General features: G+C 66.7%; 22 protein-coding genes. 8 read left to right on the top strand and 14 right to left on the bottom strand.

Annotated elements, in window-relative coordinates:
• The 10 genes from AC3WTE_RS05940 to AC3WTE_RS05895 are packed head-to-tail and all read right to left on the bottom strand — an operon-like array spanning position 1 to position 11,988.
• The gene (locus tag AC3WTE_RS05940; RefSeq protein ID WP_492436432.1) at positions 1–1,713 is read right to left on the bottom strand and encodes a thiamine pyrophosphate-binding protein; all 1,713 of its coding nucleotides are present in this window, start codon (positions 1,711–1,713) and stop codon (positions 1–3) included.
• 12 nt (positions 1,714–1,725) lie between these two features.
• Complete coding sequence (locus AC3WTE_RS05935; RefSeq protein ID WP_492436430.1) at positions 1,726–2,670, bottom strand: acyl-CoA dehydrogenase family protein; 945 nt, start codon at positions 2,668–2,670, stop codon at positions 1,726–1,728.
• Positions 2,667–3,833 (bottom strand): acyl-CoA dehydrogenase family protein, encoded by a 1,167-nt coding sequence (locus AC3WTE_RS05930; RefSeq protein ID WP_492436429.1) that lies wholly within the window; start codon positions 3,831–3,833, stop codon positions 2,667–2,669. Before AC3WTE_RS05930 ends, AC3WTE_RS05935 begins: the two co-directional genes overlap by 4 nt.
• On the bottom strand, positions 3,830–4,720 hold the full coding sequence (locus AC3WTE_RS05925) for an acyl-CoA dehydrogenase family protein (protein WP_492436427.1): 891 nt from the start codon (positions 4,718–4,720) through the stop codon (positions 3,830–3,832). The genes AC3WTE_RS05930 and AC3WTE_RS05925 overlap by 4 nt, the downstream gene beginning before the upstream one ends.
• Complete coding sequence (locus AC3WTE_RS05920; protein ID WP_492436820.1) at positions 4,717–5,865, bottom strand: acyl-CoA dehydrogenase family protein; 1,149 nt, start codon at positions 5,863–5,865, stop codon at positions 4,717–4,719. Before AC3WTE_RS05920 ends, AC3WTE_RS05925 begins: the two co-directional genes overlap by 4 nt.
• Before the next feature lie 16 nt (positions 5,866–5,881).
• Complete coding sequence (locus AC3WTE_RS05915; RefSeq protein WP_492436819.1) at positions 5,882–6,997, bottom strand: CaiB/BaiF CoA transferase family protein; 1,116 nt, start codon at positions 6,995–6,997, stop codon at positions 5,882–5,884.
• A 31-nt stretch (positions 6,998–7,028) separates the two neighbouring features.
• Positions 7,029–7,940, bottom strand: a complete 912-nt coding sequence (locus AC3WTE_RS05910; RefSeq protein WP_492436426.1) for an SDR family NAD(P)-dependent oxidoreductase — start codon at positions 7,938–7,940, stop codon at positions 7,029–7,031.
• Positions 7,941–9,788 carry a flavin-containing monooxygenase gene (locus tag AC3WTE_RS05905; protein ID WP_492436425.1) on the bottom strand — a complete coding sequence of 616 codons (1,848 nt, stop codon included), beginning with the start codon at positions 9,786–9,788 and terminating at the stop codon, positions 7,941–7,943. It abuts the gene before it with no gap.
• Positions 9,785–11,137 carry an aromatic ring-hydroxylating oxygenase subunit alpha gene (locus AC3WTE_RS05900; protein WP_492436423.1) on the bottom strand — a complete coding sequence of 451 codons (1,353 nt, stop codon included), beginning with the start codon at positions 11,135–11,137 and terminating at the stop codon, positions 9,785–9,787. The genes AC3WTE_RS05905 and AC3WTE_RS05900 overlap by 4 nt, the downstream gene beginning before the upstream one ends.
• Complete coding sequence (locus AC3WTE_RS05895) at positions 11,137–11,988, bottom strand: SDR family NAD(P)-dependent oxidoreductase (RefSeq protein WP_492436421.1); 852 nt, start codon at positions 11,986–11,988, stop codon at positions 11,137–11,139. The genes AC3WTE_RS05900 and AC3WTE_RS05895 overlap by 1 nt, the downstream gene beginning before the upstream one ends.
• Before the next feature lie 138 nt (positions 11,989–12,126).
• Between AC3WTE_RS05895 and AC3WTE_RS05890 the strand changes: the two genes are divergently transcribed.
• Genes AC3WTE_RS05890 through AC3WTE_RS05870 form a run of 5 tightly spaced genes read left to right on the top strand, consistent with a single transcriptional unit; the run spans position 12,127 to position 18,148 of the window.
• Positions 12,127–13,710 carry an SMP-30/gluconolactonase/LRE family protein gene (locus tag AC3WTE_RS05890; RefSeq protein ID WP_492436419.1) on the top strand — a complete coding sequence of 528 codons (1,584 nt, stop codon included), beginning with the start codon at positions 12,127–12,129 and terminating at the stop codon, positions 13,708–13,710.
• Positions 13,707–14,438 carry a GntR family transcriptional regulator gene (locus AC3WTE_RS05885; RefSeq protein WP_492436417.1) on the top strand — a complete coding sequence of 244 codons (732 nt, stop codon included), beginning with the start codon at positions 13,707–13,709 and terminating at the stop codon, positions 14,436–14,438. The genes AC3WTE_RS05890 and AC3WTE_RS05885 overlap by 4 nt, the downstream gene beginning before the upstream one ends.
• 7 nt (positions 14,439–14,445) lie before the next feature.
• Entirely contained in the window at positions 14,446–15,903 is a 1,458-nt protein-coding gene (locus AC3WTE_RS05880) for an AMP-binding protein (protein WP_492436817.1), read from the top strand.
• Positions 15,894–16,661, top strand: a complete 768-nt coding sequence (locus AC3WTE_RS05875; protein ID WP_492436415.1) for an SDR family NAD(P)-dependent oxidoreductase — start codon at positions 15,894–15,896, stop codon at positions 16,659–16,661. Before AC3WTE_RS05880 ends, AC3WTE_RS05875 begins: the two co-directional genes overlap by 10 nt.
• A complete protein-coding gene (locus AC3WTE_RS05870; RefSeq protein ID WP_492436414.1) occupies positions 16,658–18,148 on the top strand; it encodes an AMP-binding protein in 1,491 nt (496 codons plus the stop codon). The genes AC3WTE_RS05875 and AC3WTE_RS05870 overlap by 4 nt, the downstream gene beginning before the upstream one ends.
• On the opposite strand, the gene AC3WTE_RS05865 is transcribed toward AC3WTE_RS05870, so the two are convergent.
• Genes AC3WTE_RS05865 through AC3WTE_RS05855 form a run of 3 tightly spaced genes read right to left on the bottom strand, consistent with a single transcriptional unit; the run spans position 18,140 to position 20,537 of the window.
• Entirely contained in the window at positions 18,140–18,910 is a 771-nt protein-coding gene (locus tag AC3WTE_RS05865; RefSeq protein WP_492436412.1) for an enoyl-CoA hydratase/isomerase family protein, read from the bottom strand. The genes AC3WTE_RS05870 and AC3WTE_RS05865 overlap by 9 nt on opposite strands.
• Positions 18,911–18,917: 7 nt before the next feature.
• Positions 18,918–19,085, bottom strand: coding sequence for a hypothetical protein (locus AC3WTE_RS05860; protein WP_492436410.1), 168 nt, complete (start codon positions 19,083–19,085; stop codon positions 18,918–18,920).
• 57 nt (positions 19,086–19,142) lie between these two features.
• A complete protein-coding gene (locus AC3WTE_RS05855) occupies positions 19,143–20,537 on the bottom strand; it encodes an HNH endonuclease signature motif containing protein (RefSeq protein WP_492436409.1) in 1,395 nt (464 codons plus the stop codon).
• Positions 20,538–20,709: 172 nt separating this feature from the next.
• Here AC3WTE_RS05855 and AC3WTE_RS05850 point away from each other — a divergent pair, with 172 nt between their 5' ends.
• The 3 genes from AC3WTE_RS05850 (at position 20,710) to AC3WTE_RS05840 (ending at position 25,369) form a co-directional block, all read left to right on the top strand.
• Entirely contained in the window at positions 20,710–22,263 is a 1,554-nt protein-coding gene (locus tag AC3WTE_RS05850) for an AMP-binding protein (RefSeq protein WP_492436407.1), read from the top strand.
• A complete protein-coding gene (locus AC3WTE_RS05845) occupies positions 22,260–23,729 on the top strand; it encodes a FadD3 family acyl-CoA ligase (RefSeq protein WP_492436405.1) in 1,470 nt (489 codons plus the stop codon). Before AC3WTE_RS05850 ends, AC3WTE_RS05845 begins: the two co-directional genes overlap by 4 nt.
• Before the next feature lie 149 nt (positions 23,730–23,878).
• Positions 23,879–25,369: a class I adenylate-forming enzyme family protein gene (locus AC3WTE_RS05840; RefSeq protein ID WP_492436404.1), complete on the top strand. Its 1,491-nt coding sequence runs from the start codon at positions 23,879–23,881 to the stop codon at positions 25,367–25,369.
• On the opposite strand, the gene AC3WTE_RS05835 is transcribed toward AC3WTE_RS05840, so the two are convergent.
• Positions 25,366–26,850, bottom strand: coding sequence for a mechanosensitive ion channel domain-containing protein (locus tag AC3WTE_RS05835; RefSeq protein ID WP_492436816.1), 1,485 nt, complete (start codon positions 26,848–26,850; stop codon positions 25,366–25,368). The two genes, AC3WTE_RS05840 and AC3WTE_RS05835, sit on opposite strands and share 4 nt — an antisense overlap.
• Position 26,851: the final 1 nt, after the last annotated feature.

Below are 26,851 nucleotides of genomic sequence, written 5' to 3'. Positions count from 1 at the left end.
TCACTGTGTGCCCTCGGCGTACCAGGTGCGGAATCGGTCGTACTTGGGCATCTCCTCAGAGTTCGCCTTCGGGTCGATGCACACGTGCACCACTGCGACCTTTCCGCTGGCGTAGGCCCGCGCGATGGCCGGCCCGATCTCGTCGTCCTTCTCAACGTACTCGCCGTGGCAGCCGAAGCCCTCGGCGATCTTGTCCATCCGGACTTCCTTGCTCCAGTGCACGCCGGGCTGGGGCGACGGCTGTTCGAAAGTTCGCTTGTAGACCCCGACCTCCAGGCCCCACTGGTGGTCGACACCCACCACACATACCAGCGGCACGCCCTCGCGCGCAGCGGTTTCCAGCTCTGCGATGTGGAACAGGAACGCCGAGTCACTGGTCAACAGCATGACCGGGCGTTTGCGGCCTTCGGCGATCGACGCGCCGACTGCATAGGGCAGGCCCGTGCCCAGGTGGCCGAAGTTCTGATTCCAGATGACGTCGCGCGGCTTGGACTGGGAATAGGTCCACTGGAAGATCACGGTCGCGCCGCCGTCGCGCACCATGATGCCGTCCTCGAGTTCGTTGAACGCTTTGGTGGCTTCGACGACATACCGCGCCGGGTGGATCGGCGCCCGTCCCGAAGGTGCGGTCTCCGCGAGTTGGGCGAGTTCGGCGGTGTCGGCCGTGACCAAGGCGTCGAGGTTGGCCGACGGAGCGCGTGGGGTGTCGCGCAGTGCCTCCACGAGCTGGGGGACGACTCCGCGCAGGTCGCCGACGAGCGCCACGTCGAACGATCGATTGACCCCGATGGCGGCCGGATCCTGCTCGGCGTAGACCCATTTGCGGTTCGCGTTGCCCGCCGCCCAGTGCTGGGTCCGGCCGTAGTGCATGGGTTCACCCAGTTCGGTGCCCAGCGCGACGCACAGGTCGGATTCCTCTACAGCCTGGTTCGCGGCCGGCGAGAACAGGTACGGGAACGTCCGGTCCTGCAGGCCGGGGATGAAGGACGTGCCGCCGGAGGTCTGGATGACGGGGCAGTTCATCAGCTCGGCGAGCTCTTTGACCTCCTGCTGGGTGCGTGACGTGTGCACGCCGTGGCCGACCAGCAGGATCGGGCTCTTGGCGTCCCGGATGAGCTTTGTGGCTTCGGTGACCTCACGGGCGCCCGCGCCCTGGTTGACGAGCCGATAAGTCGCGGGGCTCGGTGCCTCTGTCACATCGAGTTCGTCGAGGATCACGTGGGACGGGAACTCGACGTAGGCCGGGCCCGGGGTGCCGGACATGGCCCGGCGGATTGCCTCGTGGATGATCTCGTCGGTCTGATCGGCGTACTCGATGGAGCTGCTGTACTTCACCGACGGCGCGAAAAGTCCTTCCTGCTGGATGAATTGGATGCGTCCGCGGCGCACGCGACGCTCGGTGATACGGGCTCGCTGTCCGCCCAGGAAGATGACCGGTGAGTTCTCCACCAGGGCACACATCATCGCCCCGGCGATGTTCGCGACGCCCGGTCCGAGCGTGCCGATGCACAGACCCGGCTTCCCTGTCATCCGCGAGGCGGCCTCGGCCATGAAGCCGGCGCTCAGTTCGTGGTGCGGCGCCACGACGGACCAGCCGCGGGCCGCGGCCTCGGTGAACATATGCACGAAGTTGGGATCCGGGATGCCGAACAACGTGTTGACGCCTTCGGCCTCGAACAGATCGAGAATGCGTTTGTAGACCGGTACACCCATCTGAGACTCCTTCTATCGGTAGCGCTTGGCCAGTTGTCTGCGGTGTGCTGCCGGAGAGCCGTACAGCGAACGGTTGAGTGCGGCGCGTTTGAGGTAGACGTGGATGCCGCTTTCCCACGTGTAGCCGATGCCGCCGTGGAGCTGCATGGCCTTGCCCGCGATGTCGACGGCCACGCCGGTGGCGTAGGCCTTGGCCATCGAGGCGGCGGCGTCCGCACGACCCTGCACCACGGATTCGACTGCGGCGCGAACGAGTTCACGTGCCACTTCGACCTGGACCAGCATGTCGGCGCACGCATGCTTGACTGCTTGGAATGATCCGATCGGACGGCCGAATTGATGGCGCACCGTGGTGTAGTCCACCGTCGCGGCGAGCATCGCCTCGGCGATGCCGAGGCTGTCGGCAGCGATCGCCACTGCGGCCCGATCTCTCAGGAGGCCGATCGGGTCAGCGGAAGTGTCTGCGTAGTGCAAGGTCTCGGCGGCACCGTCGGCGATCACGGTGGCCAGGCGCCGCGACTCGTCGAGTACGGGTTGCGGGACGGCAGGTGCGTCGACGACCGAAACTCCATCGCCTGATATCAGGAGGATGCGGTCGGCGCCTTCGGCGTCGGGCACGAAATCGTGCGAGTCCATGGCCAGGGCCAGCCGCGTGCTGCCCGATGCCACGCCCGTGAGCAGCTCGTCGCGAAGACCGCTGGGCGCCAGCATGTTCAGGGCACCGACTGTCAGCACCGCGCTGCCGAGAAAACTGGTGGCGCCGGCGGCCCGGCCCAGTTCCTCGCAGACGACGGCCACTTCGGCGAACGTTGTCCCGGCGCCACCGAACTCTTCGGGCACCTCGAGCCCGACCCAGCCGGCCGCGACGAGGGACGGCCACTCGACATTGTTGGCCTTGGCCAGCAGATCGCCGGCGACCGACCGCAGCTCGTCATGGAACTCGGTGAAATCGGTCACGGCGGACTCAGCTCTCGTGGCAGGCCGAGTCCCCGCTCGCCGATGATGGTGCGCTGAATCTCGCTGGTCCCGCCGGGAATGGTCCACTCCCATGACCCGATGAAGTCCAGTACCCACGAGCCCGACTCCCAGCCACTCGACATCGGCTTCGTCAGATCGGTGTGGACGCCCAGACCGCCGGCTTCGACGCCGAAATCGGTAAGGCGTTGCAGCAATTCGCTGTAGAACAGCTTGACGATCGACGCGTCGGCGGGATTGGTCGAGCCGGTTTCTTCGCCAGCCGCATTCTCCACCACGCGGCGGCAGAGGCCGCGCAGGCCGGTGATCTCGATCTCCAACTGGGCCAGCCGGTCGGCGACCACCGGATCGTCGGCCGGGCAGGTCTCGACCAGTCGCCGAAAACCGCTGTGAGCCAGGCGCTCCGAGAGTTCCAGCATGGTCAGGCCGCGCTCGGCGCCCAACGTCGACTGCGCCACCTGCCATCCGGCGTTTTCCGCGCCGACGAGATTCGCCGCCGGAACGACCACGTCGGTCAGGAAGATCTCGCAGAAGTGTGAGTCACCCATCGCGTTGCGGATCGGGCGGACGTCGACTCCCGGGCTGCGCATATCGAGCAGGAAGTACGAGATGCCCTTGCGTTTCGGGGCATCCGGATCGGTGCGGGCCAGTAGCAGGCACCAGTCGGCGTGCACGCCGCCGCTGGCCCACAGCTTCTGCCCGTTGACGACGTATGAGTCACCGGAACGGCGGGCCGAGGTCCGCAGGCTCGCCAGGTCCGAGCCGGCCTCCGGCTCGGAGAAGCCCTGCACCCATATTTCACCGTCGAGGATGGCCGGAAGGTGCTGCTGCCGTTGGGCTTCGGTGCCCGCCGCCAGCAGCGTGGCCGCGGCGTGGTGGATGCCGACGAACGCCAGGACGAGCCGGGGTGCATCGTGTGCAGCCAGCTCCTGGTACAGCACGATCTGGTCGGCCACGGTCATGCCGCCGCCCCATTCGCGGGGCCAGTGCGGAACGGCGAACCCCGCGGCATGCAGCTCCGCGAACCATGCTTTCTGGAAGCGCACGAATTCCGTTTCCGGGACGCCGGTTTGGGTGCGTCGCCAGTCGCGGGGGACATGCTCGTCGCACCAGGCGCGTACGTGTTCGCGGAAGCCGGCGGTCACGACATCCTCCGAGTCAGTTCGGCTTTCGTCGCGGAGAGCCCCAGCGGCAGCCGGCGCAGCGGCTGGCTGTACCGCGACAGCCACGAGAGGGTGGTCTCGTCGCAGAAGCCGACGGCGCCGTGCAACTGGTGGCACACGCGGAACACGACATCAGCAGCTTCGATGGCCGACATCCGCAGCGCCAACGCATCATTGGTGGCTTCCGGCCGGTCGGTGCCGACACTCCACAACGCGTGTTTGGCCAGGATGTCCAGCCCGCTGCGTTCCACCTCGGCGTCGGTCAGCTGGAACTGCACACCCTGGAACGACGAGAGAGGAGAGCCGAACTGCTTGCGCATCGTGACGTGCGCGACGGTGAGTTCCATCGCGCGGTCCAGCATGCCCAGCAGCGTCCAGCACGGCAGGACCAGAGCAAGCGCGACATCGGTGGCGCCGCGGTCGTCGACGGCCGACAGCTCGAGCGGGGCCACGAACCCCGGGCCGGCCGGCCCGTGTCCGACCACTGCACCACGGCTGCCGGCGACGGTGACGGCCGCCCACCGTCCATCGAGTCCGGCTACCGGGGCGGCCGGGTTGACGTCGGCTACGACCGATAATCCGTCCACCTCGAGATCGCCGGGCCGGGACAGTATCTCTGCCACCGGATAGGGCAGCGCCCAGTATCCGGCGCTGCGGCACAGCGCGGCGGCCGCTTCCAGCTCGTCGGCGTCAGAGCATGCGTTCAGATCCCAGGTGCCCAGTTCCCGCAACACACCTTCGACGAGTTCCGCGCGGGTGTCCGGCTTGGCCTCTGCCTGCTGCACGAGGGCGTCGCCGCCGGCGGCCTCGAACGCCCGAAGCGCTTGGCGGCCGAACTCTTTGGCCTGTACACCGAGGTCGAGGATCATCGCGCCCCCAGCAATGCCCGGGACAGCAGGATGCGCTGCATCTCGATACTTCCGGATGACACGGTCGAGGCCTGCGAGTAGCGCCAGTGATCTGCCACCTCGGCTCTGAACCACCGGGTATACGCGCTGTCGTCGCTGAGTTCGGCGGCCAGGTCGCTGAGCACCTCGGCGCTGTCCTGATCCAGCCGGGTGACGGCGATGCGGTAGGCCGCCGCGTCGCCCGGCTGCACCTGCCCGCCGGCCTGTAGTGCCACCACCCGATACGCCATCAGACGGGCCCGTCGGCAGTGCGTCAGCATGCGTACCCACCTGCTGCGCAACTCATCCGGCAGTGCCTGCCAACGGTCACCCAGTGCCGTCGGCGCCGCGGCCAGCAGCCGTTCGCACCGCGCATAGCGGGCGATGCCGACCCGTTCGAACGCCATCACGTCCTGCACGATCGACCAGCCCTGATCCACCGTGCCGAGTACGTCGGCCGGCGTGACTCGCAGCTCGTCGATGAACACCTCGTTGAGGTGGTGCGGACCGAGCATGGTGCGGATGGGCCGGACCTGTATCGCCGGATCATCCATCGGGACAAGGAAAATCGTGAGACCTTGCTGCTTTTTCTCCTGGCGTGAGGTTCGCGCGAGCAGGAAGCACCGCTGCGCCATGGTGGCGTAGGAGGTCCAGATCTTCTGACCGGTGATCCGCCAGCCGTCACCGTCAGGACGTGCGGTGGTGCGCAGCGACGCGAGGTCCGATCCCGCTTCCGGCTCCGAGAAACCTTGGCACCAGATCACCTCGCCACGGGCGATGGGCGGCAGATGCGTGCGCTGTTGCTGCCGCGTGCCGTGGCGCATGATGATGGGGCCGACCCAGTTGACACCCATGTACTGGGCGCCCCGCGGCTCGTGATGTGCCCACATCTCCTCGCGTACGACGGTCTGCTCCCATACCGATGCGCCTCGACCGCCGAACTCCTCGGGCCAGGCCAGGCACAGCAGCTCGCGCTCGGCGAGGATGCGGCAGAACCGCTGCGCCACCGCAAGATCCGCCGGATCATCGGTGAAGGCGCCCAGAAAGTCCTCCGGCACATACTGTTTCACAAGGTCGCGCAGTTGACGGCGCAACGTCGTGGCGTCCGCGGCCATCTCGAAGTCCATGGTCATTCTCGGCTGCTCACAGTTCGCTCAACACCTCGTCGGTATCGGCGCCGAGCATCGGTGCCGGGCCGGCGACGCGGCCGGGCGTGCGGGAGAACCACGTCGGCACTCCGGGAAAGCGCACCGGGCCGTGCGGGGTGTCCACCGTTTCGAACAGGCCGACGGCATTGAGATGGGGGTCGTCGAACAACGCGTCCGGGGTGTTCAGCGGCGCCGCGGGGATCTCCAAAGTGCGGAACAGGGCCAGCCATTCATCGGTCGTGCGTTCCTTCATGGTCTCGGCGACCAGCCCGTACACGGTGTCGATGGTGCGGGCGCGTTGTTCCAGCGTGGCGTACTGGTCGCCGGCCCACGGCGGTTGCACCGCATCGATGAATGCGGCCCAGTGCCGGTCGTTGTAGATCAGGGCGGCGATCTCCCCGTCGCTGGTGCGGTAGGGACGGCGGTTGGGCGCCACGGTGCGCGGGTACACGGCGGGACCGAGGGGCGGGTCGAACATCGCGCCGTTGGCGTGTTCGACGAGCATGAACGAGGCCATGGTCTCGAACATCGCGACCTCGACCTCTTGTCCCTCGCCGGTGCGTTCGCGGTGGAACAGCGCCATGGTGGTGGCGTAGAGCGCGGTGAGCCCGGCGATCTTGTCCGCCATGATGGTGCCGACGTAGTCCGCTTGCCCGGTGAGTTGCGCCTGAACGGCAGGCAGCCCGCACTCGGCCTGGATGGTGTCGTCGTATGCGGGCCGGTCGTGGTCCGGTCCGCGGCGACCGTAGCCGTAGCAGTTGGTGTAGACGATGCGCGGGTTGAGCGCCGCCACGTCGTCGTAGCCGAATCCCAGCCGGGTGATGGCCTTGGCGCGCATCGAATGGATGAACACGTCGGCCTTCTCGCACAAGGCTTTCAGTGCTCTGCGGCCGGCATCGGTACGCAGGTCCAGCACCGCGCTGCGCTTGCCGCGGTTGACGTTGACGAACACCCCGCTCATGCCGGGCGCCGGACCCACCGAGATGAAGCGCGTGTCATCACCTTGCGGCGGTTCGACCTTGATGACGTCGGCGCCCATGTCGGCCATGATCTGCGTGCAGTAGGGCCCCATCACCATGGCGGTGAGGTCGATGACGCGTAGCCCGTGCAGCGGTCCACGGGCCGGCCCGCTGGCTGGCCCGCTAGCCATGAGCGGCCATCGCGAAGCTGTAGCGGATGTGGTCGCCGTGTCCGTCGGGGACCACGGGGAAGTTCACCGGTGCCGTGGCGTCCCGGATCGCCGCCGATTGTGCGGCCACGTCCTCGATGGACCACGACGGCCGGTACACCCCGGGGGTTTCGGAGACGACGGCCCGCGCCACGCGGCCGGCCAGTGCGACGAAGATTTCTCCGGTGACGGAGCAGGATTCGTGGGCCAACCAGCCGACCACCGGGGCCACCAGTTCGGGCGACATCGGGGGATAGGCCGAGGTGTCGACGCCTTCGGCCATCCTCGTGACGGCGGCGGGCACGACGACGTTGCAGTTGACACCGTCTGAAGCCCCTTCGAGTGCAACGACATTCGACAGCCCGATCACGCCGGTTTTGGCGGCGGCGTAATTCGCCACCTCGTGGTTGCCGTACAGTCCGCCGATCGACGAAGTCAGGACGATGCGGCCGTAGCCCGCGTCGCACATCACCGGGAAAGCCGGCCGCACAACATGAAACGCGCCGCGCAGGTGGACGTCGAGCACCGCGTCGAAGTCGTCGGACGTCATGTCCCGTAGCCGCGCCCGCCGGACGTTACCGGCGTTGTGGATCAGGATGTCGACGCGTCCGTAGCGTTCCAGCGCGGCGTCGATGATGGCCCGGCCACCGGTCGGGTTGTCCACCGAGTGGGTGCACGCGACAGCCTTGCCGCCGGCGGCGGTGATCGCCTGCACCACGTCGTGGGCCGGACCCTCGTCGACCCCGTGACCCGATATGGTGCCGCCGGAGTCGTTGACCACGACGCTGGCTCCGCGCGAGGCGAGCAGTAGGGCGTACGCGCGCCCCAACCCCCGTCCCGCTCCCGTGACGACCGCGACGCGACCGTCGAATCTCAAGTCGGACATCTAATTTCCCAGCACCAGGCCATCGAGGTCGCCGGCGTCCCGCCACGCCTTCAGCAGATCGTCGAACGCGTAGAAGCCGGGCGCGTAGACCTCGCCGAGAAATGAGCGCGTCGCGTCGCCGAAGCCGCGGCCCTCATTGTTGTAATAGCCTGGCGTGCAACTGTTGTCGAAAGCCGTGTTGTCGAAGGCGAGCTCCCGGATGGTGGCCACCCACGCGTCCTGGCCCTCCTGGCTGGGCTCGACAGTGGCGGCGCCGCGCTTGATGGCCTCGGCGATGATGTAGGCGATATGTTCGGCCTGCTGCTCGAACATCGCGGTGGTGTTGGCCGACACGCCGCCCTGGATGAAGCCGGTGTGGAACTGATTGGGGAAACCGCGGCTCGTCATTCCGTGGAGCGTCTGGAAGCTGTCGCGCCAGTGGTCGAACAGCGATACCCCGTCGCGGCCCTCGATCGCATCCATCGCGTAGCGGCGGCTGATCTCGGTGGAGATCTCGAAGCCGCTGGCGAAGATGACGCAATCCACCTCGTACTCAACCCCACCCGCGACAATGCCTGCCCGGGTGAGTCGCTCCACACCCTGTGATGCCGAGACGTCGACCAGCGTGACGTTGGGGCGGTTGAAGGCGGGGAGGTACTCGTCGCTCGACGTCGGCCGCTTGCACATGAATCGGTAGTACGGCTTGAGCGCCTCCGCGGTATCGGGGTCGTCGACCACGTCGGCGATCCGGCGGCGCAGCCGCTCCATGATCTTGTAGTCCTCTTCCTCCCGCATCGCCATGATCTGTTCGACGCCCAGGGCGGTGGGATCGGGACTTGCGGCGATGCGGGCCGTCAGATTACGGCCGAGCTCGGTCCAGAAATCGCAGACCTGGTCGGCGGCATCGAACACCACGCCCTCGAACGGCGACCACCGGTGGAAGTTGCGCTTACGTTCGGCCTGCCAGCCCGGCTGCAGCGCCCGCGCCCATACCGGATCGGTGGGTTCGTTGCCGCGGAAGTCGACCGACGACGGCGTGCGCTGGAAGACGTAGAGGTGCTGGGCATCCCGGCCGAGGTGCGGGACCAGCTGCACACCCGTCGCGCCGGTGCCCACGAGGGCGACGCGCTTGTCGGCGAGCTTGTCGAGGCCGCCGCTCGCGTCGCCCCCGGTGTAGTCGTAATCCCAACGCGCGGAATGGAAGACGTGCCCGCCGGCATCTCGGTAGTCGTTGATACCGGGGATGCCGGGTAGCTTCGGCCTGTTGTAGGAGCCCTGCGTCATGACGACGAAGCGGGCACGGATGTCGTCGCCACGATTCGTGGTCAGCCGCCACCGCTTGATGCTCTCACTCCAGCGCACGGTGCGCACCTGGGTCGAGAAGATGGCGCCGTCGTAGAGACCGAAATGCTTCCCGACGTTCTGGCAGTGCGCGAGGATTTCGGCCCCGTCGGCGAACTTCTTCGACGGCATGAAATCCAGCTCTTCGAGCAGCGGGATGTAACAGTAGGCGTCGTTGTCGCATTGGATTCCGGGGAAGCGGTTCCAGTACCAGACCCCGCCGAAGTCGCCGCCCGCCTCGATGACGTGTACGTCCTCGACGCCGGCCTTCGTCAGGTAGGCGCCTGCCAGTAGCCCGGCGATACCGCCGCCCAGGATCACCACCTCGAGGTCCGCATCGATCGGCGCCCGTGGCGTCACCGGGGTGTGCGGATCGTGGTCGGAGAAATCGGCGTAATCCCCAGCGGCTTCCAGATATTGGGCCGAGCCTTCGGGGCGGACGCGCTTCGCGCGCTCCTGCGCGTACTTCGCCCGCATCGCGTCGATGTCGACATCGGGCGTCTGGGTGGGTCCGCACGTGTCGTTCATCGCAACTCCTGTGGTTCGCCGGTGCCCATGTACTTCGCCAGCTGGTGGTGCAGATTCACGGTGCTGCGTTCGCGGTAGGGATTGGGCTTCGTGCCGGGGAAGCCGGCCGACTTCATGCCCTGCTGCACCGCCGCCATATTGGAGAAGTCCTGTGGCAGCACCGACAGCCAATTCGGGCTGTCTTTCGGGGTGTACTCCCACTCCGTCTGCGGCTCTTGACCATTCGGATACAACTCGAACACCGCGACCTCGAAGATGCACTTGTTCGGATCGTAGGTCGGGTCCGGCCGGGCGGTGTAGCACAGCGCGCTCGTCAGGCCCTGGCCGATCTGGAAGTTCGGGAACAGTTGCCACGCCGTGCCGCTCTGGCCCAGCACGTCTGCGGGGATGGTCGGCCAGATGACCCCACGTGCCTCGTCATCGCGGCGGGCCGAGGACAGCCAATGCTCCAGCACTTTGTCCGCCGGGGTGTCCTCCGGTAATTCGTCGACCAGGCGCTTGGCGGCGTCCACAAGCGTCTGCGTCGTGGTCGCGTTGGTCTCTTCCATTGTGTAGACCTGCATTTCGGCGGTCGAGATGCGCGGGTCCCCGATCCCGAGCCGGATCTTCGACTTGGTTTCGGCGAGACCTTTGGGCGCGTCGTAGCCGATGTTGCTGTGCCGGCCCTGCGCCTTCGCCCAGCCTTTGAATTCGCCGAACCTATTGAATTCCGGATGGGTGGTGAACACGTGGTAGGTCTCGTTGAAGGCCTCCATCGCGACTTTCCAGTTGCAGTCGAAGTTCAGCCACTTGCGCCACTTGTAACGCATGTTGTCCAGCCGGAACGGGTCGAGGATCTTGGCGGCTGGAAAGAGGTAGTCCGCCAACGGTTCACAGTCGTTGTCCATGTTGATGAAAAGCCAGCCGCCCCAACACTCGACGCGCACAGGCGTCAGGTGCGTGTTCTGAGGCGTCAGCACACCCTGCCAGTCATCTTCTTCGCGGATGTGGGTGCAGGCGCCGTCGAGTCCGTATGTCCAACCATGGAATCCGCATACGAAGCTCTTGTGGCTGCGTCCGCGGGCGTTCTTCGCGCCGTCCGGGGTGTCGACCAGGCGGCGTCCGCGATGCATACAGACGTTGTGGTGGGCCCGGAAATTCTCAGCCGTCGTGCCGGCCCCTGTCCGCACCACGATGATCGAGTCGTCGAGGATGTCATAAGTCAGAAAGCTGCCGATGTCCGGCAGTTCCTCGACACGTCCGACTTGTTGCCATACCCTGCGCCACAACCGATCCCGCTCGGCACGGGCGTACTCGGGGCTGACGTAGGCTTCGACGCCGATGGTCGTCGGCTGCGAAAGTTCCTCCATCACATCTCCTTGATCGTCGTGCGGAAGGACTCGTCTTTCAGGAACAGCGAGGTGTGGTCGGCGCCGAGGTGACTCCACTTGAGATTGAGGCCGCCGTCGACGAGAAGCGTCTGACCGGTGACGTAGCTCGACAGGTCCGACAACAAAAAGAGGATTGCGCCGGCCTGCTCGTCGGGGTTTCCGCGGCGGCCCATCGCGATGGCCTGACGATCGCGGTCCGGATCGTCGTCTACATACGTTGCCGAGGCTGCCGTCTGAGTGACCCCGGGGGCGACGGCATTGACCCGGATGCCGTCGGCCGCGAGCTCGACGGCCATGGTGCGGGTCATGGCGACGACGGCCGCCTTCGCCGTGCCGTACGCGATGTGAAAGGGCGCGGTGTTCATGCCGCTGACCGACGAGATCGAGACGATCGATCCGGGACGCCGTGCCGCCCGCAGCTCGTTGGCCACGGCCTGGCCCATGAAGAACGCCGTTTCCAGATTGCGGGTGAAGAGTGCCCGCCAGTCGTCGCGGGTCACGCGCGTCAACGGCATCCAGGTGCCCGGCTCGGCGCCGCCCGCGACATTCACCAGGCCGTGCAGTGCGCCGTCGGTATTGCGCACCTGGTCGATGACCGCGGTGATGCCTTCGTCGGTCGACGCGTCGGCCGCGACAGGGATGACGGCGAGGCCGGCGGCCGTGAGCGGCGCGACATGCTGGTCGAGATTCGCCTGGGAACGGCTGACGGCGATCACCGTCGCTCCTGATTCTGCGGCCATGCGGGTGATGGTGGTGCCGATGCCACCACCGCCCGCGCCGGAGACGACGACGACGCGACCGTCCAGTCGCAACAGTTTGGTGACCGACATGCTAATTGTCCGGACAACATAGCTTGTTCTGCATATTGGAGAACACTATTCCGCAGGGGGAATCCGCTAGTCAAGGGTTTCTGAGGGGCAGGGCCGCCCTATTGTCTGGACTACTGCGGCTTGATAGCGTCGCCCCTCATGAGCCGCTACATCGCGACCAATCCGAGCGTTGCGCAGGGCTGGCGTCTTGAGCGGGTGACTGCGCCGAGCCGGCTGTTCGGCGCGAACGGATTGCGCACCGGTCCCGACGGGCGCATTTATGTCGCCCAGGTGACCGGCAGCCAGATCAGCGCGCTGGATCCGGTCAGCGGAGCGCTCGAGACGGTGGCCGCCAAGGGCGGTGACATCATCGCGCCCGACGACGTCGCGTTCGACGGCGCCGGGAACCTGTATGCCACCGAGGTGATGGACGGCCGGGTCAGTGTGCTCGACGCGGCGGGTCGCGGCCGTGTCCTTCGCGCCGACCTCCCCAGCGCCAACGGCATCACCGTGCACCAGGATCGGCTGTTCGTCAACGAATGTCGTGACGGTGGGCGGCTCCTGGAACTCGATCTGGGCGGGGGAGTGACGCGGGTCCTGCTGGAGAACCTCCCGTCACCGAACGCGATGGAGGTCGGGCCGGACGGGATGCTGTACTTCCCGTTGTTGACCGCCAACGAGATCTGGCGGGTGAATCCGAATGGTGGTGCACCGCAGCGGGTTGCGGGCGATCTCGGCGTGCCCGACGCCGTCAAGTTCGACGCCGACGGTTGCATCGTCTCAACCCAGGTAGCCACCGGACAAGTTCTTCGCATTGACCCACGCAGTGGTGAACAGCGGGTACTGGCGCAGCTGACGCCCGGACTCGACAACCTGACCTTCGTCGGAAAGCGTTTGTTCGCTTCGAATTTCACCGGCGAGATCACAGAGATCCTCACCGACGGGGGGACGCGCGCACTGCTACCGGGCGGGCTGAACTGGCCGCTGGATGTTGCCATCGGCACCCACGGCCGACTGTACGTCGCCGACGGCACCTACCTCTATGCCGTGGGCGCCGACGGCGCACTGCAAACGGTCGCGATGCTCTTCTCGCCGGGATACCCCGGGTTCGTGCGGGGCTTGGCTCCGTGCGGTGCCGGTGAGTTCGTGGTCACCACCTCGGGCGGCCAGATCAGCAGGTATGCGCCCGAGCGCGCCGAAACCGAGGTACTGGCAGACGGATTCGACCAGCTGTACGGGGTGGCGGTCGACGGCGACGCCGTGGTGGTCGCCGAACTCGGCGCCGGGCGGGTACTGGCCGTGGCGGCCGGGACGGTCGAGGTGCTGGCCACCGGGCTGCTCGACCCGGTGGGGGTGGCGATCGCACCCGACGGCGGCGTGCTGGTCGCGGAGTCGGCAGCCGGCCGGATCGTGAAAGTCAAGGGCTCGACCGTCGATGTCGTTGTCGACGGGCTTGGGTGTCCACAGGGCATTGCGGTTGCCGGTAGCCGGCTCTATATCGTCGATGCGGGCACCAAGGAGGTTGTCGTGTTCGGCTTGGGCAACAAGGCCCGCACCACAATTGCGGCGGACTTGCCTATCGGCTCGCCGCCCGGTGTCGAGCCGAAGCCACTCAGGGGCCTGCCGCCGTTCTCCGGGGCGCAAGGACCATTCGCGGGCATCGCCGTCGGACCCGACGGCACGCTCTACGTCTCGGCAGACGGCGACGGCAGCGTGCTGGCTCTGCGTCCGGAACACCCATGACCGCCCCCACCACCGAACACCGCTATCTACAGGTGGCGCGCACCCTGCGCAAGGAGATCGTCGACGGCGTTTACCCGGTCGGCTCCCAGCTGCCCACCGAACACGAACTCTGCGAGCGATTCGCCGTGTCCCGCTACACCGTTCGGGAAGCGCTGCGCCGCCTCCGGGACGACAACCTGGTCGAGTCGAAGCCGCGCGCCGGGACCCTGGTCGTGCCGCGATCCACGGCGAACACGTATGCCCAGGACGTGATGTCGATCGACGATCTGCTCGCCTTCGCCGAGGGCGCGCAGTTCGAGATCGTGTCCACCGCCATGGTCACCATCGGCGCCGACCTCGAGAACCGGACGGGCCTGGTGGCCGGTTCGCAATGGCTGGCGGTCGACGGCTTTCGCAGCGGAAACAGTGCGCCCATCTGCCGCACCGAGTACTACATCAGCCGCGAGTTCGCAGCCGTGGGCCGGTTGCTGCACCGGCATTCGGGTCCGATCTTCCCACTGATCGAGGATCTGTTCGGAGTCAGTATTGCCGAAGTGCACCAGGAGATTTCGGCGGTGCTCGTCTCGCCGGGCCTGGCCGCGGAGCTGAAGGTGGATGCGGGTACGGCCGCTCTGCAGATGCGGCGCACCTACCGGACGTCGGACGGCGACGTCGCGCAGGTCACCGTCAACACCCATCCAGCGGCGCGGTACCGGCATTCGATGACGATGCGGCGGGTCAAGAGCTGAGGCGGTGATGCGCACAATCCTCGATGATCTCCGCGAACTCGCGGGCGACAACCGCACCGTGCTGGTCGACGGCGCGCACCGCGTCGATGGCGCCACACTGCACGACGATGCCTGCGCGCTGGCTGCTCACCTTTCGGCGCGGCTGCCGACCGGCAGCGTCGTGTCGTTCATGCTGCCGAACTGGTCCGAGGCCGCCGTCGTCTACCTCGGGGCGCTGCTCGCCGGCATGGTGGTGAATCCGATCCTGCCCTCGTTGCGCGACCACGAGTTGTCCTTCATCCTCACCGATGCGGACTGCCGGATGATCCTCATCCCCGGTGAGTTTCGCGGCCACGACTACGCCGCGATGCTGGCCCGCGTGACGGCGATGATGGAGACCCCGCCGGAGATCGTCGTGGTGCGCGACGGAGCGCTGCCGACAGGCGCGACACCCCGCGACTTTCCGGTGGTCTCACCCGACGACCCTGCCGTGCTGCTCTACACCTCGGGCACCAGCGGACGCGCGAAAGGCGTTCTGCACAGTCATAACTCGATCGGTGCGCTGATCGGGCAGCTCCGTGACCACTGGCGGATCAAGCCTGGCGACACATTTCTGGTGCCCTCACCGATCGCCCACATCGGCGGCTCCATCTACGCGTTCGAGTGCCCGCTGCTGCTCGGCACCACCGCGGTTCTCATGGATCGGTGGGATGCCGATGCTGCGGTGGCCCTGATGGTCGCGGAACGGTGCACCCACATCGCCGGTGCCACGCCGATCCTCGAGCAGATTCTGGACGCTGCTGAACGTGCCGGCACACGCCTGCCTGATCTGTTGGTCTTCATCTGCGGCGGCGCGTCCGTGTCACCTTCGCTGATCCGCAGGGCCACCGCATATTTCGAGCGCGCCGGGGTCAGTCGCGTCTACGGGTCCACGGAAGTTCCGGTCACCACCGTAGGCGCGCTCGATGATGCCGATGCTGCTGCGGACACCGACGGCCGTGCGGGTATCGCCGACATCAGGCTGGTCGACGATGAGATCCGGGTCCGGGGTCCCCAGATGCTCATCGGCTACCGTGACGCACACGACGAATCCCATGACGAAGAGGGGTATTTCCGTACTGGCGACCTCGGCCGGTGGAACGGGGACTACCTCGTGGTGACCGGACGGGCCAAGGACATCATCGTCCGCAATGGCGAAAACATCGCGCCCAAGGAGGTCGAGGACATCTTGATCGGCCACCCGGGAATAGCGGAGATCGCGATCGTAGGGTTGCCCGACGCGCGGACGGGGGAGCGGGCGTGCGCCGTCGTCGTGCCCGCGGCGGGGTGGCGACCCGGGATCGCCGACCTGCGAACCTTTCTCGCGGACAAGGGCATTGCCCGGTTCAAGATCCCCGAGCAGGTCGAGACATGGGACACGCTGCCGAAGAACGATGCGGGCAAGGTCCTCAAGCACCAGATCAGAGCGAGGCTGACATGCGGGTAGCGATCGTCACGGGTGCCAGCAGCGGAATCGGATTCGGTTGCGCGACAACGCTGGCCGAGGCCGGCATGGCCGTGCTGGGTACCGGACGGGATGAATCGCGTCTGGCGGAATTGCGACGGCGCAACCCCGACCGCATCGCCACTCTCGCGGTGAACCTCACCGACGACGACGCGCCGTCCCGCATCGTCGAGGCCACGCTCAGCCGGTGGGGACGTATCGACTTCCTGGTGAACAATGCCGGGGTCGGCAGCCCGAAGCCGCTGCACGAAACCGATGATGAAGCACTGGACTACGCGCTCGGTCTGATGCTGCGCGCGCCGTTCCGGCTGGCCCGCGAGGTCATCGCGCACCTGGCGCCGGGGTCGGCGATCATCAACGTCACCTCGACGTTCGCTGTCGTCGGTGGGCTGCGCGGCGGCGCGTATTCGGCAGCCAAAGGCGGGCTGACGGCGCTGACCACACACATCGCATGTCAGTACGGTGCGCACGGAATCCGTTGTAACGCCGTGGCACCCGGGGTCACGATGACGCCGATGGTCGCGCACCGATTGGACGACGAGCGATTCCGCAAGATCAACGTGGAAATGACACCGCACCAACGGCTCGGTCGGGTCGAGGACATCGCCGGCACCGTGGCGTTCCTGTGTTCGGAGGCGGGAAGTTTCATCAACGGCCAGACCATCGTCGTTGACGGCGGGTGGAGTTCGACCAAGTATTTGTCGGACCACGCCCTGGACTCGGAGTGGATCGCGCGGTGAACATGTTCGCCGTGCTCGATTCCGCTGCCACCCGCTTCGGTGACCGCGGTGCGGTGTATCGCGGGCGGACCCAACTGCATACGTGGAAGGAGTTGCGGGAGCGCGCCTTACGCCTGGCCGCCGGCCTCGGCACACCCGGGGCAAGAATTGCGATCGCCAGCGAGAACCGCCCCGAGATCGTCGAGCTGTTGTTCGCGATCTGGGCGGCCCGATGTGTCGCGGTTCCGATCAACTACAAGCTGCACGCCCGCGAGATGGCGCAGATCCTCGATGACAGCGGCGCGTCTCTGATCTTCGCGTCACCGACCATTGCTGCTCGCCTCGAGCGGTCTGCCGAAGTCATTGGTACCGCACAGTATTCGCAGCGGCTGGCCGCTCCGCCCGTCGATCTGCCCGGCGACGACCCGTCAGCGCTGGCGTGGCTGTTCTACACGAGCGGCACCACCGGCCGCTCCAAAGGCGCGATGCTGTCCCATCGCAACCTGATGTCCATGACGCTGGCGCACTTGGCTGATCTCGACGACCCCGACGAGAACTGCAGTCTCCTGCACGGGGCACCGATGTCACACGGTTCCGGGCTCTACATCCCGCCATATGTGTTGCGTGGTGCGCGCCAGGTCGTACCCGAGTCCGCTGCGTTCGACCCTGATGAGTTCCTCGACCTCTGCGACCACCACCCCGGCAGCAGTGCGTTCCTGGCGCCGACCATGGTGGCCCGTCTGGTCGACACCGGCCGGGCCCGGCCGCGCAACCTGCGCACCGTCATTTACGGCGGCGGACCGATGTACCTCGCCGGCTTGAAGAAGGCGATGGCCGCGTTCGGTCCCGTCTTCGCGCAGCTGTACGGCCAGGGGGAGGCGCCGATGACCATCACGGGCCTGCGCCGCGCCGACCACGAATCCGGTGACGACGCAGTCCTCAGCTCGGTCGGCTACGCCCGCTCCGGTGTCGAGGTGGCCGTGCTGCGGCAGGACGGCACTCGCGCCGCCACCGGTGAGATCGGCGAAATCGTCTGCCGCGGAGACGTTGTCATGGCCGGCTACTGGAACAACCCAGCGGCCACCACCGAGACGTTGCGGGGCGGCTGGCTGTACACGGGGGACATGGGTTCGTTCGACGACCGCGGCCACCTGACCCTGCGTGACCGGTCGAAGGACGTGGTGATCAGCGGTGGCAGCAATATCTATCCGCGCGAAGTCGAGGAAGTGCTGCTGGAACATCCCGACGTCGCGGAAGCCGCCGTGGTGGGTGCGCCGGATCCCGAGTGGGGCGAGATCGCCGTCGCGTTCATCGTCGGCACCGCCCCGGCCGTCGAGTTGGACGCCTATCTCCTGGACCGCATTGCACGATTCAAACGGCCGAAGCGCTATCTGTACCTCGACGAGATGCCCAAGAACAGTTACGGCAAGGTCCTGAAACGAGAGCTACGGGGCCAGCTGTCGGCGCCGTTAGCAGCGCACGAGACACGAGGCCTCCGGTCAGGCTGAGCGTCCTGCGTCAAGACTTTGCACCGGTTTGGTGCGGTTGTCGACAGCCGCCCAATGCTCGTCAGACACCCAATGTCGGGCGAAGGCATCCACGGCGTCCGCAGCTGGCAACCCGCGGACGACACGCTTGATGTCATGCACGGGCGCGGCCGTCAGCGCCTGGGCCACCCGGCGCCAGCCGTCCTCGAAGTGTGACCGCTCGAAAACCTTGTCCACCAAGCCGATTCGCTCGGCCTCGCCGGCGGTGAGGATCTCGCCGGTACCTGCGAGCAGCAGTGCCCTGCCGGTGCCCACCAGAGCCGCCAGCCGTTCGGCGCCGCCCCACGCCGGCATGATCTGCAGGGTCACCTGGTTGAAGCCGATCTTGATGTCGTCGGCCGCCAGCCGGATGTCGGCCGCGGTGGCGAACTCCGCGCCCCCGCCGAGTGCGTGCCCGTTGAGGGCGGCGATCACCGGGCCGGGAAAATTCACCAGCCGATCGCAGATGCCGCGCATCCGCCACGCCATCTCTGCGGCCTCGTCGTGAGTGGTGATGGCGGCCAGCTCCTTGAGGTCCCCGCCAGACACGAAGGCGCGGTCGCCTGCGCCCTTGATCACCAGCACCCGGGCGTCTGCCACGGTGTCCAGCGCGGCGTTCAGTTGGTCCATCGTGTCCAGCGAAATGGCATTGCGCGCGTGCGGGCGGTCGATGGTCAGGACGGCCAACCCGCCGTCGAACTCCACGTTGACCGAACGCGGTCCGTCGCTTCTCTCGCCCTGCATTCGCTACCTAACTGATAGTGGCATTCTCCGTTTCAGAGAATAGCAGCGTCGTTGCGCTGGTCGAGAGGATGCCGCGACTCAGGGGGCTGCGGACGGCGATGCCACGCACCATGGTGTCGCGGGCGGTGATCAGCGCCGCGCGCTTGCCTTCGGCGGCCACGATGTTCTGTGGCATCCGTCGGCGCGTGCGGCATTGCCGTCGCGGCATGGGGTGCTGCGGCGGTATGCCGGGTCAGATTGCGGGACTGTCGCTTTCACCATCGGCGTCCTCACCCTCGGGCGGGTACAGCGTCGGGTGGTGGTATTGGTTCGTCCTTGGTTGGCCGACGTCGAGTAGGGGCGGTGGGGTCCAGTGGGCTCGGCCGTTTTTCATGGTGGTGGTCCAGCCGCCGGTGTCGGCCAGGACGTTGTCGCAGCCGCAGGCCAGGGTCATGTCGGTGATGTCGGTCTGGCCGTCGTCGCGCCAGTTGCAGACCGCATGGTGGGCTTGACAGCGCGAGGCCGGCGCGGTGCAGCCCGGTTTGGTGCACCCGCGGTCGCGAGCGAACAGCATGATGCGTTGCCCGGGCGTGGCGGTGCGCCGGGTCCGTCCCAGATAGAGCGGGATGTTGGTGTGTTGGTCGAACACCGCGAGGTAGCAGTACGAGCGGGAGGCCATCCGAATCACGTCTCGGATCGAGAGTTTCGACCCGGTGTGGGTGACGGCGCCGCCGGCACCCTGTTGCAGTTCCTGCAGAGTGGTGGTGGCGACCACCGAGACCGGCAGCCCATTGTGCTCACCGAGCATCCCGGAGGTCAGGGCCATGCGGACGACCCACATCTGCGCGTCGTGCTGGCGCTGGGCGAGGGTGCGGGTGTCGTTGGCGATCTGTTCGGCGGTCGGGGTTCCGGACACACACGGCACCTCGTCGGCGGGGTTGCACATCCCGGGTGCGGCGTATTTGTCGAAGATGGCGTCCCAGTACGCGCGGGCTTCGGGGGTCAGGGTGGCGGTGGCCTCGGTGCGGCCGTCGGGCTGTTGCTTGCCCATCACGAATGAACGTTTCGGATCCGGTTCGTCATCGTCGGGTTCGGGCCCGTCCTGATCGAGCCGGTACAACAAGTCTTTTGCGGCGGCCCGCAAGTCCTCGGGGCTCTTGTACCGCGCGGCGGCGACCAGGTCGCGTTCGCACTGGGCGAGGGTGGCCGGGTCCACCCACAAAGGCACCTTCGCGAAGAAGTGGGTGATCACCGCGACATGCTCGATATTGATCGCGCCCTCCGCCAGCGCCGCAGCCACCAGCGCCCACACCGGACCTAACGGCTCCCCGGTGATCGCCGACCGGGGACCGAGGTGGTCGCAGTCGCGGACCCGGCGGCGGGCTTCGTCACGGCTGATGCGGTGCCGGATGTGCAGGACTTCGGGCCAGTCTTTGGCGCCGATGTCTTTGGCGGTGGCCTGGGTTTGGGCGGCGGCCAGGATCTGGTGATCGGTGGCTTCAGTGGAGCATTTCAGGGTTTCGCGCAGAGACTGCAACTCCAGCAAGACCTCGATCGGCAGTCCGGTGTAGTCGAGGCTGTTGACCATCGCGATGGCATCCTGCAGGGCCGCGTAGGCGGTGCCGATGGTGGCGCGGTCCGTGGGCATATATAGAACACTAGTTCGAACGACCGACAAGAAATCGGCCGTGAAGTGACACCAGTTATCTACTGTGACCAGCGCAAATAAAGTGACCAAAGTTTTTTGGTTGCCAGGACCGTCGACGAGCCCGGCAGTGATATTGGCATTCTCTATTTTCGAGAATACGATCCTCAGTGTCATGACTGGTCTTCGCAGCCCCGTAAACCGCACCGTCCCCGCTGATCTCGCCGTCAGATACCGAGACAATGGCTGGTGGACCACCGAGACCGTCGGTGACCTGCTGGCCGCCGGCCTGCGGGCCGCTCCCGGCGCCGACTTCCGGATCCACTCGGCCGTCCGGGGCTGGTCCGGCACCTATGTCGAGGCTGAGCGCGTGGCTCGTCGGCTCGCGGCCGGACTGCGGGCACGTGGCGTGGGACCCGGCGACGTCGTGGCCTTCCAGCTGCCGAACTGGATGGAAGCCGCCGCGGTGTTCTGGGCGTCGGCGTTCCTCGGTGCGGTTGTCGTCCCGATCGTGCACTTCTACGGCCGCAAGGAACTCGCGCACATCCTCGCCGATGCCGACCCGCGGGTCTTCATCACCGCCGACAACGCCGGCCGTCCGGCCTACCACGCTGATCTGTGCGCCGATGTGCCGATAGTCGCGGTGGTGGGCCGCGATTTCGATGACTTGCTCGCCGGGGAACCGATGGCGGGCACCCTTCCCGTCGATCCGGCGGCGCCCGCGCTGATCGCCTACACCTCCGGCACGACGAGCAACCCCAAAGGCGTCGTACATAGTCACCAGACGCTGGTTTGCGAGACGCGCCAACTCAACGCCGGATACCCCACCAAACGTGGCAAAGAGCTGACCGTCGCGCCCGTCGGCCACTTCATCGGCATGGTCGGGGCGTTCCTGATTCCGGTGCTGGAGGGGCGGCCCATCAACCTCTGCGACAGCTGGGATGCCGGCCAGGTGCTGGCATTGATGAAACGCGACGGACTGGCGGTCGGTGGTGGGCCGCCCTACTTCGTCACGAGCCTGCTCGACCATCCCGACTGCACGGCCGAGCACCGGTCGCTGCTGAAAACCGTTGGCCTGGGCGGGTCGTCGGTGCCGGCGGCCGTGACGCGCCGGCTGTCGGATCTCGGCGTTTTCGTCTACCGGGCGTATGGCAGTACCGAACACCCGTCGATCACCGGCACGCATCCGACCGCGCCCGAGCCGAAGCGCCTGTTCACCGACGGCGATCCGCGGCCGGGTGTCGAGATCCGGTTGACCGATGAGGGCGAGATTTTCAGCCGAGGGCCGGACCTGTGTCTCGGCTACACCGACGCCGAGCTGACCGCGAAGGCATTCGACGACGACGGCTGGTACCGCACCGGTGACATCGGATTCCTCGACGACGACGGCTATCTCACCATCACCGACCGCAAGTCCGACGTGATCATCCGTGGTGGCGAGAACGTCAGTGCCGTGGAAGTGGAAGAGGTGCTGCTGGGTATGGAGGGCATTGCCGACGCGGTAGTGGTGGCCGCACCCGATGCCCGGCTGGGCGAGCGCGTGGCGGCCGTCGTGCGCGTCCGGCCCGGCCATGCACTGCCGACGCTGCAGCAAGTTCGCGAACACTTCGCGGCCGCGGGCGTGGCGCGCCAGAAGTGGCCCGAGGAGCTGCACGAGGTGGCGGACTATCCGCGGACCGCCAGCGGCAAGGTGCAGAAATTCCTGGTGCGACAAGGACTTCGGTCATGAGTTGGGACACCATTCCGCAGATGGTGCTGAGCACCGCTGACAGATTCGGCGACGCGGAGGCGCTTATCGACGGGCCGTTGCGCTTGTCGTACACCGAACTGGCAGGGCGCACGCGGCAAGCGGCCGGGGCCTTCCATGCACTGGGCGTCACGAAGGGAGACCGCGTCGCCATCTGGGCGCCCAACTCGGCCAACTGGGTACTCGCCGCGTTGGGTCTGTTGACTGCCGGCGCAGTGGTGGTCCCGGTCAACACCCGGTTCAAGACCGAGGAGGCGGCCGACATCATCCTGCGGAGCGGCGCCAAGGCGGTTCTGGTCGAGAAAGGCTTCCTGGGGCAGGATTTCGATGTCCCCACAGGTGTGCCGGCCATTGACCTCAAGTCGGGATTCCTGGACTGTGCAGAGCCTTTTGTGTGCCCGGACATCGACGGCGACGACATTGCCGACATCATCTACACGTCAGGCACGACCGGCCGCCCCAAGGGCGTGATGATGAACCACCGGCAGACCTTGCGGCAGTACGCCGAATGGTGCGACCGGGTCGACCTACGTGAAGGCGACCGGTACCTGATCGTCAACCCGTTCTTCCACACCTTCGGTTACAAGGCGGGCATCATCTCTTCGTTGATCCGCGGCGCGACCATGCTGCCGGTGGCGGTGTTCGACGCTGATGCCGTCGTGGAACTCGTTGAACGGGAGCGCATCACGATGTTGCCCGGCCCGCCCACGCTCTATCACTCGTTGCTGGCGGTGTCGGACAAGAAGAGGCTGGCCACGTTGCGGGCCGGTGTCACGGGCGCCGCCGACATTCCGGTGGAGCTGGTGCGCCGCGTCCTGCACGAGCTGCCGTTCCAGACGCTCGCGACGGGGTACGGGCTCACCGAGTGCGGCACGGCCACGATGTCCCGGCCGGACGATTCGTTCGAGGACATCGCCACCACGGTCGGCCGGCCCTCCGACGGGGTCGAGGTCCGGATCGCCGACGACGGGGAAGTACTGGTGCGTGGGTACACGGTGATGGCGGGATACCTTGATGATCCGGTCGCGACAGCGGACGCCATCGACGTGGCGGGCTGGCTGCACACCGGTGACCTCGGATCGTTTGACGACGGCGGTCGCCTGCGCATCATCGGCCGGAAGAAGGACATGTTCATCGTCGGCGGCTTCAATGCCTACCCGGCGGAGATCGAAGGCTATCTGCTCGAACACCCGGCAGTGGACCAGGTCGCGGTCATCGGTGTTCCCGACGATCGGCTGGGGCAGGTGGGCATGGCGTTCGTCGTCCCGGCGTCGCCCGTGACCGAACAACAGCTGATCGCGTGGAGTCGAGATCGCATGGCGGGCTACAAGGCGCCGCGGTTCATCGAATTCGTCGAGGAACTCCCGCAGAACGCCACCGGGAAGGTCACGAAAGACGCCCTGGTCGCCTTGGCCGGCCCGAGGTTGGAGCGCCGCACTCGGGCGTGACCGGACGACATGCGAGAATGTAATTCTCGCTGGTAAAGCGCAAATCCGACGGGTTGATGAGAGCGTATAGAAATTGCGTTATCGTTTCTGATAACGTGATTTACATTGTTGCTCGGATGAAAGTTCCACCCATCTAGACGGAGCCCTCGGTGAGTCTTGCCCTTCTGCTCGACATGGCGGCGTCCGCCAATCCGGACCGCACCGCAGTCGTCTCTGGCGAAACCCGCTGGACGACAGATGAACTCAACCGCCTCGCCGACGGCGGCGGCGCAGTGGTGGCGGCGTCCGGTGCAGGCAGCGTCGCGTACATCGGGACCGGCGGCGCCATGCTGCCGCTCCTCATCTTCGCGTCGGCGAGGGCGAACCGTCCGCTGACGCCGCTGAATTACCGCCTCAGTCCGGCCGCGTTGCGCGACCTCATCGCGCGCTTGCCGGATCCGTTGGTGGTCTACGACGAGGAATACGCCGAGGTTGCCGAAAATTGCCACCGCGCAATGGCATCGAAGGCTTTCGTCGATGCAGCCACCTGCGCTGAAACTCCGGCCGCATTCGCCGACCCCGACGACGTCGCCATCGTGCTGTTCACCTCGGGCACGACGAACAAGCCGAAGGCTGTCGAGCTCTCGCATCACAACCTGACCAGTTACGTCACCGGCACCGTCGAATTCGACTCCTCGGACGCGCAGGATGCCGCGCTGATCTGCGTGCCGCCGTACCACATCGCCGGCGTGAGCGCGGCGCTGTCGAACCTGTACGCGGGCCGAAAGATGGTGTACCTGCCGAAGTTCGATGCTGCCGAATGGCTCCGACTGGCGGCCGCGGAAGCTGTCACATCGGGCACCGTGGTGCCGACCATGTTGGACCGGATCGTCGGCGAACTCGTGCGCGGCGCGCCGACTCCGGCTTCCTTGCGCAACCTGGCCTACGGCGGATCGAAAGTGCCGCTGCCGCTGGTCCGTCGGGCCCTCGACCTGTTGCCGGAGGTCGGGTTCGTCAATGCCTACGGGCTGACCGAGACGAGTTCGACCATTGCCGTCCTCACGCCCGAGGACCACCGTGCCGCGCACGAGTCAGCAGATGAGGACGTGAAAAAGCGACTGGGATCGGTCGGCAGACCGGTACCCGGCATCGAGGTGGAGATCCGGGCCGACGACGGTAAACCGTTGGGCCACGGCGAGATCGGTGAGCTCTTCATCCGCGGTGAGCAGGTGTCGGGCAAGTACACCGACCTCGGTTCGGTGCTGGACGAGAACGGCTGGTTCCCGACCCGTGATCTCGCCTGGCTGGATTCCGAGGGCTTCCTGTTCATCAACGGCCGGTCTGACGACACCATCATCCGCGGGGGAGAGAACATCGCACCCGCCGAGCTCGAGGATGTCCTCGTCGAGCATCCGCAGGTGCGCGACGTCGCGGTGGTCGGTGTGCCGGATCCCGAATGGGGACAGATCATCGTCGCGGTCGTCGTTCCCGAAGTCGACGCTTCCCCTGACCCCGAGGCGCTGCGCCAGTATGTACGGGCAGCCCTGCGGGGGTCTCGAACGCCCGATCGCGTGGTGTTCCGGGACGAGTTACCGACCTCACCGACAGGCAAGGTGCTGCGACGCGAACTGGCCGGTGAACTGAGCGTGGCCGCGAGCTAACGAGTTTCGGCTCCCTGACCCCCAGGGGCCGCGATTGACGGCCGAGCGTCCTGAGCGGTGACGTCCTGACCGGCGGCCGCAATCGCCTTCTTCGCCGCGCTACGGACGGACTGCACCTCGGTACGGCGCTCGTCGATGAGGCGGCCGAATTCCCGGGACAGCAGGGGCCGGTCGGTCAGCAGCCGCTGGATCTCGTCGTGCTCGATCTGCAGCAGGGTGACTTCGTCGAGGGCGTGTGCGTACGCCAAGTTGGCCTGGCGGGTGAACGCGGCAACGCCAAGGAGCGCACCTTTGTCGAGGCTGCGAACCGTGGTGACGGAGCCGTCGCCTGCGGGCACGGTCAACCGCACTCGTCCGGAGACCAGCACCGTGATGGTCTTCGGCACCTCACCGGGCGCGTGAATGAGTTCGCCTGTGCCGTAACGGATCAGACGTGCGTAGGGCATCAGGGCCCGCTGGTCGCTCTGGCTCAGCCGCAGCGCCGGGCCGGCGACGTCGTCGAGCGCCTCCTCGAGGCGTTTCGGGCTGGAGTAGTCGTCGGCGACACCGTCGAGGTGCAGTTTGTCGCGCCGCGCGGCATACCAGGCCCAACGCAGGAACGTGGCCTGGACGGCCTCGTCGTCGCCAGGGGAATTCAGGCCGATGGTGGTGCGGTACTTGTGGTCCCCGATCGGCACTGTCGACGGCTCGACATCGCCGCCGCGCTGCGGGAGGTTGGTCGCGATCCGGGTGAGCGTGGCGCACACCTGGTCGGGCGAATCTGTGGCGGCGAACGTGGTGGTCACTGTGGCGTGCGCGGTGGCCAGCCGGCTCAGGTTGGTGAAGGACGTGCCGGCCAGCACCGAGTTTGGCGTGATCTGCACGCCGGTACTGGATTCGATGTGGACGGCCCGCCAGTTCACCTCGACGACGCGGCCGCGGGCCGCCGAGGTGTCGAGCCAGTCGCCCATCCGGAACGGCTGCTCGAACAGCATGAACAGACCGGACACGATCTGGCCGACCGAGTGCTGGAGCATGAGACCGATGACCACCGAGCTCACGCCGACCGCGGTGAACACGCCCTTGACGTTGGCGCCCCAGATGTAGCGGGAGATCACCGCCAGGCCCAGGATGATGAGCACCATGCGGGCCACATCGACGAAAATCCGCGGGATCCGGCTGCGCCACGACGCTTCTGGCGCGTTCGCGAACATGGTGTTGTTCAGACCGGAGAGCACCAGCAGAAGCGTCAGGAACACCAGTACGGTCGCCACGATCCGGATGGGCATATCGCGCGCGGGGACGACGGCGACCTTGAGCAGCAGGAACAGCACTGCCGCGACCGGTAGGACGTAGGTGCGCAAGAGCCCCACGGGCGCGGCCAGCGGACTGTGCCGGCGCAGGAGAGACCGACGCCATTCGGTGAGTAGGATCAGGCTGGCCGGCAGGCCGATGGCGATGACGGCGACCCACAAGAACCACGACGGCCCCGAGGTGTACATG

The sequence above is a fragment of the Mycobacterium sp. FW102-FHT13B02 genome, from assembly GCF_058790275.1.
This window is presented reverse-complemented; position numbering and strand designations above follow the sequence as displayed.